General features: G+C 57.3%; 13 protein-coding genes and 2 pseudogenes. 3 read left to right on the forward strand and 12 right to left on the reverse strand.

The window, feature by feature from the left end:
* Position 1: 1 nt before the first annotated feature.
* From EB233_RS28895 to EB233_RS28905, 3 genes and pseudogenes are all read left to right on the forward strand, one after another.
* Positions 2–129, forward strand: a pseudogene (locus EB233_RS28895) (IS630 family transposase); the annotation flags it as partial.
* A 14-nt stretch (positions 130–143) separates the two neighbouring features.
* Positions 144–740: pseudogene (locus EB233_RS28900) on the forward strand (ISKra4 family transposase); the annotation flags it as partial.
* Positions 741–1709: 969 nt separating this feature from the next.
* The gene (locus EB233_RS28905; RefSeq protein ID WP_064987371.1) at positions 1710–4250 is read left to right on the forward strand and encodes a two-component system VirA-like sensor kinase; all 2541 of its coding nucleotides are present in this window, start codon (positions 1710–1712) and stop codon (positions 4248–4250) included.
* 113 nt (positions 4251–4363) lie between these two features.
* On the opposite strand, the gene virB11 is transcribed toward EB233_RS28905, so the two are convergent.
* From virB11 to EB233_RS28965, 12 genes are all read right to left on the reverse strand, one after another.
* Positions 4364–5404, reverse strand: a complete 1041-nt coding sequence (gene virB11, locus EB233_RS28910; protein ID WP_064987370.1) for a P-type DNA transfer ATPase VirB11 — start codon at positions 5402–5404, stop codon at positions 4364–4366.
* Positions 5388–6527, reverse strand: a complete 1140-nt coding sequence (gene virB10, locus EB233_RS28915) for a type IV secretion system protein VirB10 (RefSeq protein ID WP_064987369.1) — start codon at positions 6525–6527, stop codon at positions 5388–5390. Before virB10 ends, virB11 begins: the two co-directional genes overlap by 17 nt.
* Positions 6524–7405, reverse strand: a complete 882-nt coding sequence (locus EB233_RS28920) for a P-type conjugative transfer protein VirB9 (protein ID WP_027046530.1) — start codon at positions 7403–7405, stop codon at positions 6524–6526. Before EB233_RS28920 ends, virB10 begins: the two co-directional genes overlap by 4 nt.
* Complete coding sequence (locus EB233_RS28925) at positions 7402–8115, reverse strand: type IV secretion system protein VirB8 (RefSeq protein WP_064987368.1); 714 nt, start codon at positions 8113–8115, stop codon at positions 7402–7404. The genes EB233_RS28920 and EB233_RS28925 overlap by 4 nt, the downstream gene beginning before the upstream one ends.
* Positions 8112–8270 carry a type IV secretion system lipoprotein VirB7 gene (locus EB233_RS28930; RefSeq protein ID WP_019856524.1) on the reverse strand — a complete coding sequence of 53 codons (159 nt, stop codon included), beginning with the start codon at positions 8268–8270 and terminating at the stop codon, positions 8112–8114. The genes EB233_RS28925 and EB233_RS28930 overlap by 4 nt, the downstream gene beginning before the upstream one ends.
* Positions 8271–8296: 26 nt before the next feature.
* Positions 8297–9181 (reverse strand): type IV secretion system protein, encoded by an 885-nt coding sequence (locus tag EB233_RS28935; protein ID WP_064987367.1) that lies wholly within the window; start codon positions 9179–9181, stop codon positions 8297–8299.
* A 58-nt stretch (positions 9182–9239) separates the two neighbouring features.
* Complete coding sequence (locus EB233_RS28940) at positions 9240–9920, reverse strand: TrbJ/VirB5 family protein (RefSeq protein ID WP_064987366.1); 681 nt, start codon at positions 9918–9920, stop codon at positions 9240–9242.
* A gap of 13 nt (positions 9921–9933) precedes the next feature.
* Positions 9934–12303: a type IV secretion/conjugal transfer ATPase VirB4 gene (virB4, locus tag EB233_RS28945; protein WP_064987365.1), complete on the reverse strand. Its 2370-nt coding sequence runs from the start codon at positions 12301–12303 to the stop codon at positions 9934–9936.
* Positions 12303–12629, reverse strand: a complete 327-nt coding sequence (locus EB233_RS28950) for a type IV secretion system protein VirB3 (RefSeq protein ID WP_019856520.1) — start codon at positions 12627–12629, stop codon at positions 12303–12305. Before EB233_RS28950 ends, virB4 begins: the two co-directional genes overlap by 1 nt.
* Positions 12629–12934 carry a pilin major subunit VirB2 gene (virB2, locus tag EB233_RS28955; protein ID WP_019856519.1) on the reverse strand — a complete coding sequence of 102 codons (306 nt, stop codon included), beginning with the start codon at positions 12932–12934 and terminating at the stop codon, positions 12629–12631. The genes EB233_RS28950 and virB2 overlap by 1 nt, the downstream gene beginning before the upstream one ends.
* 75 nt (positions 12935–13009) lie before the next feature.
* Positions 13010–13786: a type IV secretion system lytic transglycosylase VirB1 gene (locus tag EB233_RS28960; RefSeq protein WP_064987363.1), complete on the reverse strand. Its 777-nt coding sequence runs from the start codon at positions 13784–13786 to the stop codon at positions 13010–13012.
* Positions 13787–13873: 87 nt separating this feature from the next.
* On the reverse strand, positions 13874–14071 hold the full coding sequence (locus tag EB233_RS28965; protein WP_019856517.1) for a hypothetical protein: 198 nt from the start codon (positions 14069–14071) through the stop codon (positions 13874–13876).
* Positions 14072–14448 lie beyond the last annotated feature (377 nt).

Genomic DNA, 14448 nt, shown 5'->3' on the forward strand with positions numbered 1-14448 from the left:
GCGCTTTGGCTTTGCGGTCTCTTCGGTGGTGAAATGGTCGCAACGTTATCGTGCTCCGGTAGCGCCGGGAAGATGGGCGGCCATCGCAAAAGCGTTCTGCAGCCGCATCGAACTTTCATCCGCGACCAAACGACCGGAAGTAGAATTTCCAGCTGATCGTGGGCCGCTCGCTGCCTGAAGAGGGTGCTCCGCGCCACATCGGTTTCGTCTATGGCTATGATCGCGAGCCGCAACGGCGCATTCTCGACCAAGAAGCAAGCCAATCAGGATATCACCTTCATCACCGACGGTGGGGAAGAATCGCCGACTGGTTCCATATCACCGTGCGCATCAGGGTCCTTCGGCAGTTCGTGCAAGGGCTCGAAAACCAGGACGAGCAGACCGGACAGGACCTGCTCGAACTCTGCGCAGGATCAAATGGCATCTCTGGCATGTTGACGTCTATCGGGCCCGTCACGGAATCGCCGACCTGCAATTCGACGCGGAAGGTCTCGAAACAGGCTAGACGAACATCCGCAAGTTCCTGACCGCCATCGGCGAGTTCACCAGGCCTACATCGCCTCCAACAGTGCCAGCCTGATTAATTACGGCGAGCGTTAGCGGTCCGGAGATCGCATCTCTTCGGCCCTCGTCAAGGTCACCGTCAACGCCGTTCCAAGCGGGTCGCCAACAAACGGCAGATGCGGTGGAGCAGGATCGGCGCACATCTTCTGCTGCAAACCCGCACGCAGATCCTCGATGACCATCCCGACGCGCTTGGCGTGCAGCCCCTCACCTCGCCCGCGCCCCACGGTGGTTCTTGCCAAGAGACGCTCGCTCGCATCTAACGAAAACCGCCGCTGCATTTAGCTGCATCCATTGTTCGGATGCGTGCGATCCAAACAATCAATTTGTTCAATCAGCTTCTTGAAAGCTAACCCTTGTTTGGTGGAATATGGGCTCTGTCGTCGACGCTGGCTTAATGCAGGGGCTGCATGCAGGAGATACAATGCACAGAGATCGCAAGCGGGTTAGCGGCATAATGGCTGGCCGACCGGTGTCATCCCCAGGCTGCTGCAGCGTGCGGCTTGTCTGTCCCTCCATGATCTCGAATACTGCGACAGGTTGCCCGCCTTGTGTGTCGCCTCGATCTCATAACCGATGGTGAGCTGTTCAATGGGCTATCCTTCGCCGGATAAGAGATGAAGTGCGAACGCTCCTCGGGGATCATGCCGATCGTACGTCCGTCCTGCTTACTCTGGTCAGGCATAGAGCGCAATTTGTTGGCCCAGCTATGAAACTCTTGCCGGAAGTTAGCTCTGCCGCGTGCGTGATGGCTTGAGCGGACTGACGCAACGAAGGCTCACGAGTATTCGGTTCCTGCCGTCATTATGACGAGACTCAACGGTACCTTCAACATCGGCGTGGTTCGACTCGCCACGCGAAAACAGGCAAATCTCGATTGAATCCGTCACGCGGTGTCAGCCTGGCATTGGTGCCTTCCCTTCTCAACAACTATCAAATCAGCATTCACGGATAGCCCAGTTATCGTTCTAACGTGCCTTAACGCCGTGCCTTCAGTTCCACGTTCGCGTCGAGCTCGCGAGTGGCCAGAGTTCGGAAAAGAACGGTCGAAGTCTAATCGCCGCGAAATTCAACGGAGGGTCAGCGGGGCAACGGGGGCAAAGTGCGACGGTATCTAAGCCGTCTTTGTGGGGGGAGAGGTACACATGGTTTTCCTGTTCCAGCAGCATCCGGCCGCACACCGAAGCAATGAGGAGCAAGAATTCAGATCGGACTTTCGCAAGGCGCGCACCGCGCATCAAACGCCGTTTCGTTGTGAAAAAAGGCTCAGTACCGACAACGTTTTTGTAATCGCCCTGGCGGCCTCGTTTGCGCTCTTGGTCGGGATACAGAGGCAGGACCCACAGGTCGACGAGGCGGTCCTAAGTGAACTGCGAACGATTCAGATCAACTACGCATTGCTCCAGCGCGATGTCGCCCGCGCTGGAACCGACATGGTATTGGACTTCCGCACCGTTGATTCTACCCTCCAAGCATTGCAAAGGAACGTTACAAACTTGCAACGCCTTGCCGAGATTTCGCCCGATGAGAACTCCGGAGCGCACTCCAGGTTGCTTGCACAGCTCAAAAAGTCCGTCGAAAACACAGAGGCTGCCATCTCGGCAGCGGCTGCGCAAAATGAGCTTCTGCAAAGCAGTCTCGTACGGTTTGCTCGCTCGGTCAATCGCCTTGAGGGGGCGCCATCCAACAGGCTTGAACTCTCCAATTTGATCCTTCAGTTTTCGGCCAGACCGGGATTCAGCCTCGCATCACAGATCGATCAGTCTCTCAGCCGACTTCCTCCGAGCCAGGACCAAGCCACCCACGATGTTGTCCGCAACGGCCGCGCTATCCTGTCCGCGTTGTCGAGAGTGGACCGCGCAGCCGATCGGATCGCATCCTTTAACACGTTCGCCAAGGCCGCCGAACTGGAGGGCGAATATCTGAAAGACTACAGCTTGGCCAGCGCGCAAGCGCAGCGCACACGACTTTTCTTTGGCTCGGTGTCCATATGCCTCTGCTTGTTTGCGATCATTCGGGCCTTCAGGCTGCATGTGCGGACGAACCGGTTGGAAAGGCGGCTGGAGCTTGAAGAGGCAATGCGTGAGATCGAAGCTCGTTTCAACGAAAGTAAAGCAAAGAACGCGTCGCCGCGCTTTTCAACCGAAGCAGCGCTTAGACTTGTTCAACGCGCCTTCGACGCGGATCAATGCGCGCTTGCTCTGGTGGATCCGAGTCTCAGCAGGCATACCGAGTGCTTTGCGACGAACACGTGCATGCGTGTCTGGAACGTCGCGCTTCTTGATGAAGTCGTTTCACTTGTCCGCGCCGGATGGCCAGTATTTCGCGTCGTTCCGGCGGCGGAAATGGTTCGCACCGCCCCAGACACTTCCGGTGTTTGTCAAATTGTTGCTTGCAGGGCCTCCGATCAGCAGGCTGTGGTTTGCATCCTTGTTTTTGAACGAGATCGCTCACTCCCTTCAGCAGGCGACCTGCGGGTTCTTGCCAGAGCCATTGTGCGTTTGAGCAACCATCTTGAAATGCAACGTGTAAATGCCGAACGCGACCTTCTGGCGAGTCGATGGGAGCATTTGGAAAGGCTGAGGACCGTCGGCACGATCGCAAGCGGCGCCACACATGAGTTCAACAATATTTTAGGCGCAATAATCGGATATTCAGAAATTGCCCAAGGTCTGGTGCGTCGCCCCTCCAGAATACGGAAGCACATCGATCAAATCATCTTATCTGGACGCCGCGCCAAGCTGATCGTTGACCAGATCTTGTCACTCAGCCGAAACCGCAAGCGCGTTGCAGTGCCTTTCAACGTCTCCGAAATTGTCATGGATCTTGCGCCATTGCTGCGGGTTACAGTTCGTGCGGGTGTTCAGTTGAACTTCAAGATCAACGAGTGGCAAACGATGGTCGAGGGCAGCCCAACCGAGATGCAGCAGATCCTCATGAATCTGTGCAAGAACGCGTCGGAGGCTGTCTTGAACGAGGGCCGCGTCGAGGTTAGCGTTTCTCGCGCCCAGGTGTGCCAAACCAAACCGCTGGCTCAGGGCACCTTGAGACCTGGAGATTACGTTCTCCTCTCCATCAGCGACGATGGCCCGGGAATCGCAAGTTCGATACTTCCGCATGTCTTTGAGCCCTTTTTTACCACGCGCTCTCTCGTCGGCGGGACCGGGCTGGGTCTTGCTGCGGTTGACAGAAACGTGAGCGCGCTCGCAGGATGCCTTGACGTCACCTCGGCTGTTGGCCGAGGGACGCGCTTTGATATCTACTTACCGGCCTCCAAGGAGGAGCCAGTCAGCGCTGACATCGCTTTTGGCCCATACGACGGATCACTTGGCAACGGAGAAATCGTTGCAGTCGTGGAGCCCGATCCAGCTGAGTTGGAGATCTACAAGGACAAGATCGCCGCGCTGGGTTATAAGCCCGTCGGCTTCGCGACCTTCGAAAGTCTTTGCGGCTGGACCGAGAGCGGGAAGGCAGCAGACCTGCTGATCTTAGGTAAAATGCCCTTCCTGGAGCGAGGACAGGCCGAATCCGTGGTCGCCACCCTCATGACGGTGCCTGTCATAGTCGTCGGCGAAATCGACCCCATGCCGGTCACATCTGCCAATCAGGCCTTCGTCCTTTGGCTAGCGAAGCCGGTTTCGTCCCGGACAATGCAGCATGCGGTTCGTACAATGATGATGGCATGATGCCGCCGACTCGATCGGGCTACCTAAGAAATCCGAGAAGACCGTCAAAAGGGCATTGAAGCAGAACAATGACGCGTCACATCACCGGCTTTTCGATCCCGAGACGTTGTTCCTTAGTGCGTGTTGAGAAGGTCGGCTACTGTCTCTCCCCGTCGACGGGCATCGGCGGCGAGCCATACCTCTCCCACCTCATACACGTCGCCTTGGGTACGGAACGGTACGATGACGTCAATGGCAGCCGACAGCATGTCCAGAAGCGTGCGGTCTTCCACAGCGGCTCCTTGCGCGCTGCTCTTGACGAGTGAAAAGAGCTTTTTGAAACCTTGGACCGGATCAGCCCCATGAATCGTTGATATCGATCCCGCATGGCCGGAGACGACTTCGCTAAGGTAGGCCCAAGCGGCATCATCGCGCATCTCGCCAAGCAATATTCGATCGGGGCGCATGCGCAAGCTGGCTTGCAACAGTTGCTCGGCCGTCATCGCACCTGCGCCTGCTCGGTCCTTCGGATAGAGTAAGCGGACATGGTTCTCGTGCGGGATTGCAAGTTCGAGCGTGTCCTCGATGCTGATCAACCTCTCTTGCGGGGGTATAGCGTTGATCAAAGTCTTGCTCATTGTCGTTTTGCCGCTTCCACTAGGTCCGCAAAGCAGCATCGTGAGCCGCCCGCAGACGCAGGCACGCAAAAATTGCTCCAAGTCACCATGGTCGTAGTGCTGAAGAATTGTTTCGTCCTGCCGCTCTTGGCGCTCTTTTCGCGATCGCCACTGATTCCAGCGCGAGTATTCGTAGCGAGTTGAAACTTCCTTGAGTTCGGTCACACGACTTGAGGGACGCCGTATCGTCAGGCTTATTGTTCGTGAGGGTACAGCGGGCGGCAAACAGATCTGCAGCCGCTCTCCGTTCGGCAACTCAGTCGCACAGAGGGGGCTTTGCGGTCCGACGTCTTGCTTGCGCAGCGCTCCCGCCAGGATCGCGATGTCCTCCAGATCATCATAAGACAGCGGCAGCGGATGTTTCGTGAAAAGGCCGGCTTGTCGGACAAAGGCTTCCCCAGGCCTGTTGATAGCGACCTCTTCGGTGCTTGGCTCCTCAAGCCATTTCAGAACGGGCTCGAGGAGCAAACGCAATTGAGGATCAGCCTCCGATTGCATTTTTGTCTCTCCGGCGTTCGCGATGTTGGGCTGGCGCCACTGCCGTCGCTCTAAGATCGTATACATCTGAGAAATCGAGGTCCCGAGCCACAAAGATGGATACGGCATCTCCCTGGTTTTTCTTCAGGGTTGGCGGAACGTTGATCGTCGCTCTCAGTGTCGTCTCGACGGCTTGTCCACCGTTGCTCTGGAAGCTGTTGATGCCGCTTCCTCCGCCAGAGCTGGCCGCGTATTGACCGGCCGCCTGAAACGCCCCTTGGATGACGCTCATGAGTATCGCTCCGCCAAAGCGTTCCCGGAAGTGATTGTCCACCGTGCCAGGCATTCCGGAGCGGCCGAGCTCGTCAGCGCCCGGCGATGCTATCGAAACCAGAGCATGGTCAGGTGTTTCGATGCGCGTCCACAGCACGAAGACACGCGCATCCCCCTGCTGGAGACCACGCTGGATCTCGCCAATCACGGTCGTCCCGCGATCCAAGAGCACGACATTGTTGGTGGCGCCGCGGACGTCTTTAGGTAAGACGCACTTCACATAGCCGGGCAAATTTGTGTCGACTGCCGTTTGCAAAATACAGGGAATGATCGTTCCTTGAGTAATCACGAGATCAGGGTGCGGCAAAAGTGTGGCCCGGCTCGGCTCCTGTATATCTGGCTTCAATCGGCCTGACAGATCGCCACCGATTGAAATCTCATCCGCGGTCGCCGGAGCATCCTTATGGTTGTCTTCGCTCCGCCGATCGTCATTGGCCATTTGACCGCTGCCACTGTAGGCGAAAATTGGTGTTTCCTCGGGCGGCGGATCAGCTGGCGCCGGTGGGGGCGGCGTGGATGGCGCAGGATCTGCCGCCTGCGCCGCCTGCACCGGTGCTGGAGGTTCGGGAGCAATCTCAATCGGCACGGGGCGGAATGGCTCGGCGCTGGCGACAATTGGCGGTTTTGGCTGAGATGGTTCGTCTTGTGTGCTGGGGCGACCTCCGAGCCAGATGAGCGATAGAGATGAGATGAGAACAAGAGCAGCGACGGCCAATTTCTGCGATCCCGAAACCTGCCGGCGGGCCGGCTCCGAGACCATCGATCCGGATGCATGTACATCATGTCCCGACTGTGGGCCGGTTTCATTCATCGGCCCGAGCCTTTCAAAACGCGCCACACGTCGGGTGTCACTGTACCGGTCCCTGGCGCTCGTCCCATAGGATCATAGGCCCTGTTGAAAATGGACAAGACCGTGTTGCCATCTCTCAGACGCCATTCCCGGGCGACTGCGGATACTTCAACATAGTCGCCTTTTACTGCGTAATTGGCAGCGGCTTCCTTGCCGTCTGGATTGATAACGTAGAGGGAGGGTATGCGGGAATTGCTCGGGAAGCCAAATACCGTGGTAAAGCCATTATCAAAAACTTCCAGCGGCGCCAGCGATCGATCGCCCTTTGCGACATAGTGAAAATTGTTTTCGTCCGGACTGGCAGTTGCGGCGGGCCGATTCAACAAATCCTGAACTCTCTCGTCTTGCAGCACTTTCGCCCGGGCCTGGCCAAGAATCGAGCGCCTTTCTGCTTCCTTTCTCTGAGCAGCAGCCTCATCGGCAGGATAGGTGAACTGCACACTGTAGTATAGGTCTGGTTGCTGCTCATCGAGTTTGGGCATCGCCCTCGTGGAAATGCTGAAGACGTATCTGCGTGTACCGGACTCGCTCTCGGCAAGCACGATGACCGGCTGGGGCGGCAGGATGCGACTAGCCTTAAAGAAGAGATAATTGGCGCGCGGAAGCGCAGCCAGGTCTTTGCTATTGGAAACGGCCACGGCTGCGACGGTCTCGTTGGCCGCGAATGTGACAACCAGCGTTGCCCCCACTGCGGTCGATAGGCGCACCACTTCGTCGGGACGGTAAGCCAGGTAGCGCATCCGCGCATCATGCTTGCCAGCAAGGGGCGTGTCTTCCGCCCACGCTTCCATCGTTAGGAAGAGTGAACAGGCCAGCGCCAGAAATGCTCTTTTTGTCATGGCTGCACGAAGCCCAGGTTCGATACGGTATCTTCCGAGGCTTGATAGGATGTGACGAGTAGACCTCCTGGATTGGTGAGCCTCGATTGCCCAGACAGACCCGTCAAGCGCTCGTAGCGGATGGTAGCTGTCCAGGTGGTCACTATCGGCATCTGCCCATCGACAATAAGGATACGTTTGTAGCGGATCTGTTGAACGTCCGGACTGAGGTCGTTCGAGGAAATATGCGCGACCTCGAGCTTGCCGCGCTTGCCAACCGTGACTTGGGGCGAGGTGGGATTCGGATAGTTGAAGAAATCTTGATATTGCTGTTGCACAGCCGGTGCGCTGAAACTGGATACGAGGTCATAGGCGTATTGGGCTGTATCTGCTGTGTAGCCCTCGCGCAGGCGTACATATTCCCACAGTGAAGCATTTATGACGGCTCGATCTTGGGTTGCCGGCAGTCGCGAGATTGACACTTCGCTGTCAACGGTCCCATCAGGCCGTACCCAGAGGAACACAGGTACGAGCTTGGCCAACGGGACCATGGCAGCGATGGTAAATGCCTGGGCAACATTTCCGAGGACCGCCGCTGCGGCAAAAGCTATCAGGGCCTTTGACAGGCGCCGCGCAGACTTCGCTCGTGAAGTTTGAAACGCTTCCACCTTCTTGTAGTGGGCGGCTAGCGTCTCTCTCTCCACCAGAAGGGCATGATCAGGAAACTTCACTTAGGCTCTTCCGCACATTCGACCTGAAGATCCTCAGGGGTGGTTTCCCATTGTCCCACGTTCAGCTGGAATGGCGCACCCGTACAGGTCGCAAGCCGATCGGTTGTCTTGCAGGCGGCCAAAGCGAGGATGGAGAAAAGCAGGTAATATTTCATGTATTGGCACCGCGTTCGTAGATTGATTAGCCACGCGCCGTTTTGGCAAAGTGGCGATTGAGGTTAAGAGGTGGGTTCGCCCCTGCCCAAGAGCCGCCGGCGATGCTGCTGGCGATCGTCGGAAGCGCGACGATCAGAGCGTCACCAGCTAGGAAAAACATGTCGAGCTCGTAAAGCCCGATGATCTTGGCTGCTGTCGTGCCCGAGAATTTGATCACCGTCAGCATAAGCAACAGCGAGGCTGCTTCGGCGGCGATAACTATCGTTCCAACGATGTTGAAGAGGAGAAGCAGCAGCCCGTACGAGAGCAGTTGGCCGATCCATTTGGTGGCCATATCTCGAGTATGATCAAAAAGGTAGGCTACAAGGACCAGGGGGCCGATAGTCAACAGCACCTTCGTCAGAATTCCAACGGCATCGTAGATCTCGAACGTTGTCCACAGCGCGCCGTAGAAAATCCACTGCGCTCCCTCGAAAGCAAGTATGTCCTGGCCGTTCATAGGGCCAATTTCGGAAGCAATTACCTGAAAGGCATACTGACTTGAATCAAACATGAAATCGAGCTTCTTGGGGATCTCGATGAAGGGGAAGTCGCTGCCACTGATGTGGTGAGCAAACCTCGGAATCGTGTCGTCGAAGAACAATTCAATGTACTGCTGGTAGTTGGCCTGCCCTAAGATAAGGCCAACGACAATCGACACCATGATTACGCGCGAGATACCCCCGCGCGTATCGACTTGCCCACGCATGACCAGACAGCCTTGGATTATTATCCAAAGCGTGACACACGCAACCAGAGGCGCACTGACCGCCTCTTGGATCTTTCCGAGCACTTTATGCAGCTCCAACGTAAAGGCCATATTAAAGATCTCGTGTATAGTCGTGAACGGCGTGGGAATTTTGAAAGTCATGGCGTGAGCCTGATTTGTCCCTGATCAGTGCAGCTGAGCCGGATGAACTCTGCGTGCTTCACTGCCATGGGCTAAAGATCTTGGCGGTGTCTTGGCGTTCGCGACGCTGCGTGACGGACTCCTCCGCGGCGTGAAGGCTCCCTTGTGCAGTGGCCATCGTCAGCAAACTCGTGGCCTGGACATTTTGGATGATCGCATCGTGAATCTGCTTGAGGACCAGCCCGTTGGTCACGGTGGCCTGCACAATATTTCTCGAGCTGGAAAGCTGACCAAGCGTGCTGTCGTTAGCCTTAACGCGCTTGTCCATTACGTCCAGAGTGTCGGCTGCAAGAGCTGCGGCATTGGCGGCACCAGCGATTTGCCCCTGTAACAGTTTCCCTTCTGCATCGGAGCCGGTGACTATCCGAGTTGGGTCCTGCGCAATGTTACGCGCCATGGTCGAAACTGGCGCCCGAGCATCAAACATCTGCCCCTCCAGCTTATTGCTCGACGGGTAGTGATTTCCTTGGTTCATTGCGCCCAGCAGTCCCGTGACAGCAAATGACGACTTCAGCATTTCCACCACTTCGATCGTGGCAGCGAGCGTCTCGGCTGACTTTATAAGGATCGCCGCGGCGGAAGCCGCTGTTAAGACCGATTGTGTTTCTGTTACTGGGTCGCTGACGACCCATTGCGCACGGGCCTGTGTGCTAAGCAGAAAGGAAGCAAGCGTTATTACTGCAAGCTTGGCCAATCTCATCAGTATTCCTCCATCAGTCTTGAACTTCGTGGTAACGAGCCATGAACTTGTCGAGCCATCCACTTGGGGCATCTCCGTGCTGGTCACGAAGCTGGTCGGCAAGGCGCACGGTGTTGGCCCGCCCCGAGAGTACGGCTACGTACTCGCGCATCTGGCCAAGATCGAATTCGCAAACAACACTCCCGCTGTCGCGCTTGAGCAAAAACTTGCGGCTGCCAATTGCGATTCCCTGGCGGATTGCCTCGAACTCCTGCGTGGTGCACTTCAAGCCATCGACATACGCGGATCGGTCGGCTGTCGGAGATGGGTAGAAAATTTTCGTCATACATTGTGCAACGAGACTAGCTCCGAGAGGCGATTCCAGCACGTGTTCAGGCTGCTGCGTTGCGAGTATCAACATGCCGTTGTTCTTGCGGACGGTGAGCAAGAACTTGTCGATAACAGCCGAGAACTGGGGGTTGAGCAGATAGAAGCGAAACTCGTCGCAGCTCATGACGAACCGACGGCCATCGACAACAGCGCCCACGCGATGCAAAAGATAGGCGGCGGCCGGCGCACAGACCTCCTCAAATTCCAGGAGCTGCGTCATGTCAAAGCCTGTAATCGAGGCATCCAGCCTTACTTCGTCCACATCGCCGTCAAACGCCCATCCAAGCGCATTCCCTCTACACCACCGCTGCAGCCGTGCTCCTGCGCCCTCGGAGGGGCCATGCAGCAGGAATTCGCGCAGGCCCGCAATTGAGCGCATGACGGGTTCAAACAAAAGTTGACGAACAATGCCACGTTCCAGTCGACGGCTTTCCTCCGGCGAGATCGGACCGCGGCCGTCACTCTCGATCAGGGCCATCAACCATTCGCGCAGAAAGTCCAACGAGGCGGAGGTGTTGTCCAGTCCACGCAGGGGGGCCAAGCCGCTTGGAGCGCCTCTGCGCAACGCAAGATATGTCCCTCCCGTGGCTCGCACCAGCAGTTCACCGCCCCGGTCCTTATCGAAAAAGACGATCGCACCATCGCGATTGACCAGGCTTTGCTCAAGCATCGCCAGGATAAAGGTCATCAGCGTCGTCTTGCCTTTGCCGACAGGCCCGAATATCGCCGTCATGCCGACGTCATTCTCATGGGGGATGTAGTCGAAAGAAGTTCCCCCGTTTGTGCGAAAGCGCGCAACAGCCTTGCCCCAGTGGCCGGAACTGGAACCGCTTGGGAAGTTCTCAAATGAGACAAGCCCGGCAAAATTGTAGGAGGTGATCGCCCCGGGGCGCGTGCGCCACCTGTTGTTCCCCGGCAGTTGGGACCAGTATGCGGCCTCCATGCCGATACCCTCTTGGACGATGACGGCGCCCGCGTCTGCCAGCCTTGCGCGCGCATTTGCTCCACGATCTGCAAGGCTATTGAGGCTGTCGGCATGGACGCACAGGCTCCAATGATGCGACCCCATCACGAACTCGTTGCTAGCCAGTGCATCCTCTGCCTCGGCAAGTTCATTGATCTGGGTGAGAGCCTTGTCGCCAGCGCTCGTCATCTGGCTGGACTTGAGGCTAAGCTTCGCATGAGCTTGTGGCCGAGTGAGGAAGGAAAAGCTCTGGCTCAGGACAAGCGGGAAGTTCGCGGACAGCAAGGGATTCAGCATGCCTGGCCGCGTCGTCGCCGGATATTCGCGGAACGAAAACAATGATCCCACGGAGCTACCTCCGGGTCTTCGAATCTCAAGCGCCCGCTTCCCGCAGATGACCTGGTCAGTGTAGATCGAGGCGCCGAGTGAGCCGGTAACCATCGGAACCGGAAGAAACCGGCAAGTCATTATCAGCCGAAGCGCCTCACCAATTTCCGTGAAGAGCACGTTGCCTTTCTCGCGAATACCCAACCGGCGCAGACCGTAACCGCCGAGTGAGCCAGCAATGATCTGCCAGAGGTCTTCCAGGATTCGAATTTGGGTGGCTAGATCGTTGTCATTCCGTCTGAGGGACTTGGCAATGCGCAAGCCGATCTTGCCGATTGCGGTGCGGGGGAACACGACCACAGTGAGGAAGTGGTCGTTGCGAAAAAGCTTTCCCGACAGCACACGGCTCTCGTAGGCCTCGCTCAGACTGCCAGCAAATGCACTTTGAAACTGGCGCAGTGCCGGCTCCGGCACATCGTTGTTTCGCACAAGATGAGCGTATATCGAGACATTGTCATCGGCGATGTTGCGCAACAGAGTGTTGAACGCGCGGCAGCGCGAGTTGCGCATCTCAGCGTCTTCCAAATCAAAGGGCAGGCCGTTCACGTGTGCCATGGCCATGATCGATCCGTCTTCCAGAAGGACGACCTGATCGCTTATGTGACCAACATACGGAAGGTAGATCTCGCCAGACCTCTCGGTCCGGCCACTGGCGCCAAACATTACACCATTCCTCTTCCGCGTTTCGGCACTCTGATCGGATTGGCGCTGACGCTCGCGCCGCCCCAGACCGGCCCGTCCACGCTTCTGCCGGCCGTCTGCAAATAGAGGAGCGCGACGCTTGCGGCGTTATAGTCACGCTCAACAACCAGCCGGGCGCCAAACCAGAGTGGCACGAGCACGATTTCATAAAGTGGGTTTTGAAGGACAATGATGACGAGACCAGCCAACATCATCAGCAATCCGGCCAGCGTCAGCGGCACCCCCAAAAACAGTGCGGGACGTGTCGCCGCCACATAGAGGGTGCTCACTTCCAACCGGTCGCTCATCAGCCACCGCCTATGAGCGCCTTGCCCAGGAAGCTGGCGCCGAACATGATGACGATCCCTCCAACGACACCCGCAACCAGGCCAAGTGAAGCACGACCGAACATCCAAGAGATGCCGATGGCCACGAGTCCGAGCACGGCCAGTGATTGTCCGAAGGGGCCAAGTACGAAGGTGCAGATATTCTGGACCATCTTGGCGGGATCCGTCCCTCCGGTCACCTGAGCCGAGGCTGGCCCGATGGAGAAGACCGTCCACGCCGCGCCTGCAGCAGCGGCCGGTACATATTCAGCCGCCGTGCGCAGCATGGAAAAAGGCGAAGGAACACGCGCTTTAAGCGCACGAAGTATTTTGAGTGGCGTCATCATTGTATCTCCATGGGTTCAATCGAATACGAGTTTGTTCGGGTTCGAGGGTTCTTCCGCAGCCTGTCTGCCTGTCCGACCGGAGGGATCGGCCCCGGAGCGGTTTGACTCATACGAGCCCCAGATGTCCCAAGAATTTTGGTTGGGCTGCTTTCCATTGGCCTGTTGGCTCTGTTGGAGCAAAGGCGGCACGGCTTTCCGACCGGGTGCCTCAAGGTGTGGCGCATCTTGAGCGGTCGGCTCCAGGGTTGGCGCGGGGTGACTCGAGATGTCCTTTGCGGCCAACTCGACCTTGCGTACATAACCGTTGGTGAAGCCACGCGTGACGTCGCCCGTGTTGTAGGCCGAGATGGCACGGCGAAGCGCCAGTTGCTGCGCCGGAGCAGTCGTGCCGCCGGCATACCGGCTTTCAAGCAAGTGGGCGGCGGCCGATAGCGAGGCGCAGGGCTCGAAAGCCTTTTCCGGCGTGAGATTGAGGAAGGAAAAGTTCTTGCTGTTTATCTGCATCAATCCGACATCGACAGAATGTTGTGCTTCGAGGCGGTTCTTGATGCCCCGCGTCGCTTCCAGGCGGTCTATCCAGCGAAGCTGCTCACCTGTGGTGTTGTCATGAGCCACCAGCGTTTCAAAGCCACTTTCAATTTTGGCAATCGCGGCGAGGGTGGACGGCGCAACCCAGGGAGCGCATTTGCGCGACAGGCGGTGGAATTCACGGGGCGAAAGTGGCGCGGGCTCGGCTGGGAATGACATGGATGTCAACAGGGCGATGGCCAGCGGCCAAGCTGCAATAAACATTCCTATCCCCTACCTTTCCAAGCGTCCGGACCGGTTCTGGCCCTGTCCGGCACGCGCTTATCGGGGAGGTTTGTTACTGCGTGATGTTCAAGTCCAGCTTTTCGGTTTCAACTGAAACAAAAGACATTTGTTCAGGCGGAAAGGACGCTGGCTGAGCTGACGCAGCAGCATGATGTGCATGCGAACTAGATCACGGATTGAAGTAAGCAGCTTCTGGAAGGAGCCGCGAACGTGTTTCGGCGCGGCGGAGAAATCCGAGCCGAGGTGGACATAAAGGCCGTCCATGCCGAAGCCCGGAGAGCTGACGCTCGCGAACCTGGTTTAGCTGTTCGGCCGCGCACTGGATCAGTTGATCGTACCCATCGGCAGAAAACCGCACGCCATTGACGGAATCCGACGGGCTATCGCCGGGCACAATCACGAGATTCGATTTGGCGCTGTCGAGTTTGAGGTGCTGCCCGTGACGTGACAGGATCAATGTGGAGGTCTCGCCTAATCTGAGAAATGTTAGGTCGGACGGTAACCGCCCTCGACCATAACAAGATGCGATGCCGCCGGCCTTCTCGGAAGAACCCGGCTTGGCAGGAGACATGCTATTTGGCACAAACCGCTGTAGCGAATCACGTTGGTCCTTTCGCCGACGACCTTTCAGGGTCTCCAAC

Source organism: Mesorhizobium erdmanii (assembly GCF_013170725.1).
In the GTDB taxonomy this organism is placed as follows: domain Bacteria; phylum Pseudomonadota; class Alphaproteobacteria; order Rhizobiales; family Rhizobiaceae; genus Mesorhizobium; species Mesorhizobium erdmanii.

Coding starts and splice junctions, on each gene's coding strand:
- EB233_RS28930 (WP_019856524.1), bottom strand. CDS start 8,270: ATGAAATATTACCTGCTTTTCTCCATCCTCGCTTTGGCCGCCTGCAAG.
- EB233_RS28920 (WP_027046530.1), bottom strand. CDS start 7,405: ATGACAAAAAGAGCATTTCTGGCGCTGGCCTGTTCACTCTTCCTAACG.
- virB11 (WP_064987370.1), bottom strand. CDS start 5,404: ATGCAATCGGAGGCTGATCCTCAATTGCGTTTGCTCCTCGAGCCCGTT.
- virB4 (WP_064987365.1), bottom strand. CDS start 12,303: ATGTTTGGCGCCAGTGGCCGGACCGAGAGGTCTGGCGAGATCTACCTT.
- EB233_RS28960 (WP_064987363.1), bottom strand. CDS start 13,786: ATGTTTATTGCAGCTTGGCCGCTGGCCATCGCCCTGTTGACATCCATG.
- EB233_RS28940 (WP_064987366.1), bottom strand. CDS start 9,920: ATGAGATTGGCCAAGCTTGCAGTAATAACGCTTGCTTCCTTTCTGCTT.
- EB233_RS28905 (WP_064987371.1), top strand. CDS start 1,710: ATGGTTTTCCTGTTCCAGCAGCATCCGGCCGCACACCGAAGCAATGAG.
- virB2 (WP_019856519.1), bottom strand. CDS start 12,934: ATGCTGCGCACGGCGGCTGAATATGTACCGGCCGCTGCTGCAGGCGCG.
- virB10 (WP_064987369.1), bottom strand. CDS start 6,527: ATGAATGAAACCGGCCCACAGTCGGGACATGATGTACATGCATCCGGA.
- EB233_RS28950 (WP_019856520.1), bottom strand. CDS start 12,629: ATGAGCGACCGGTTGGAAGTGAGCACCCTCTATGTGGCGGCGACACGT.
- EB233_RS28935 (WP_064987367.1), bottom strand. CDS start 9,181: ATGACTTTCAAAATTCCCACGCCGTTCACGACTATACACGAGATCTTT.
- EB233_RS28965 (WP_019856517.1), bottom strand. CDS start 14,071: ATGGACGGCCTTTATGTCCACCTCGGCTCGGATTTCTCCGCCGCGCCG.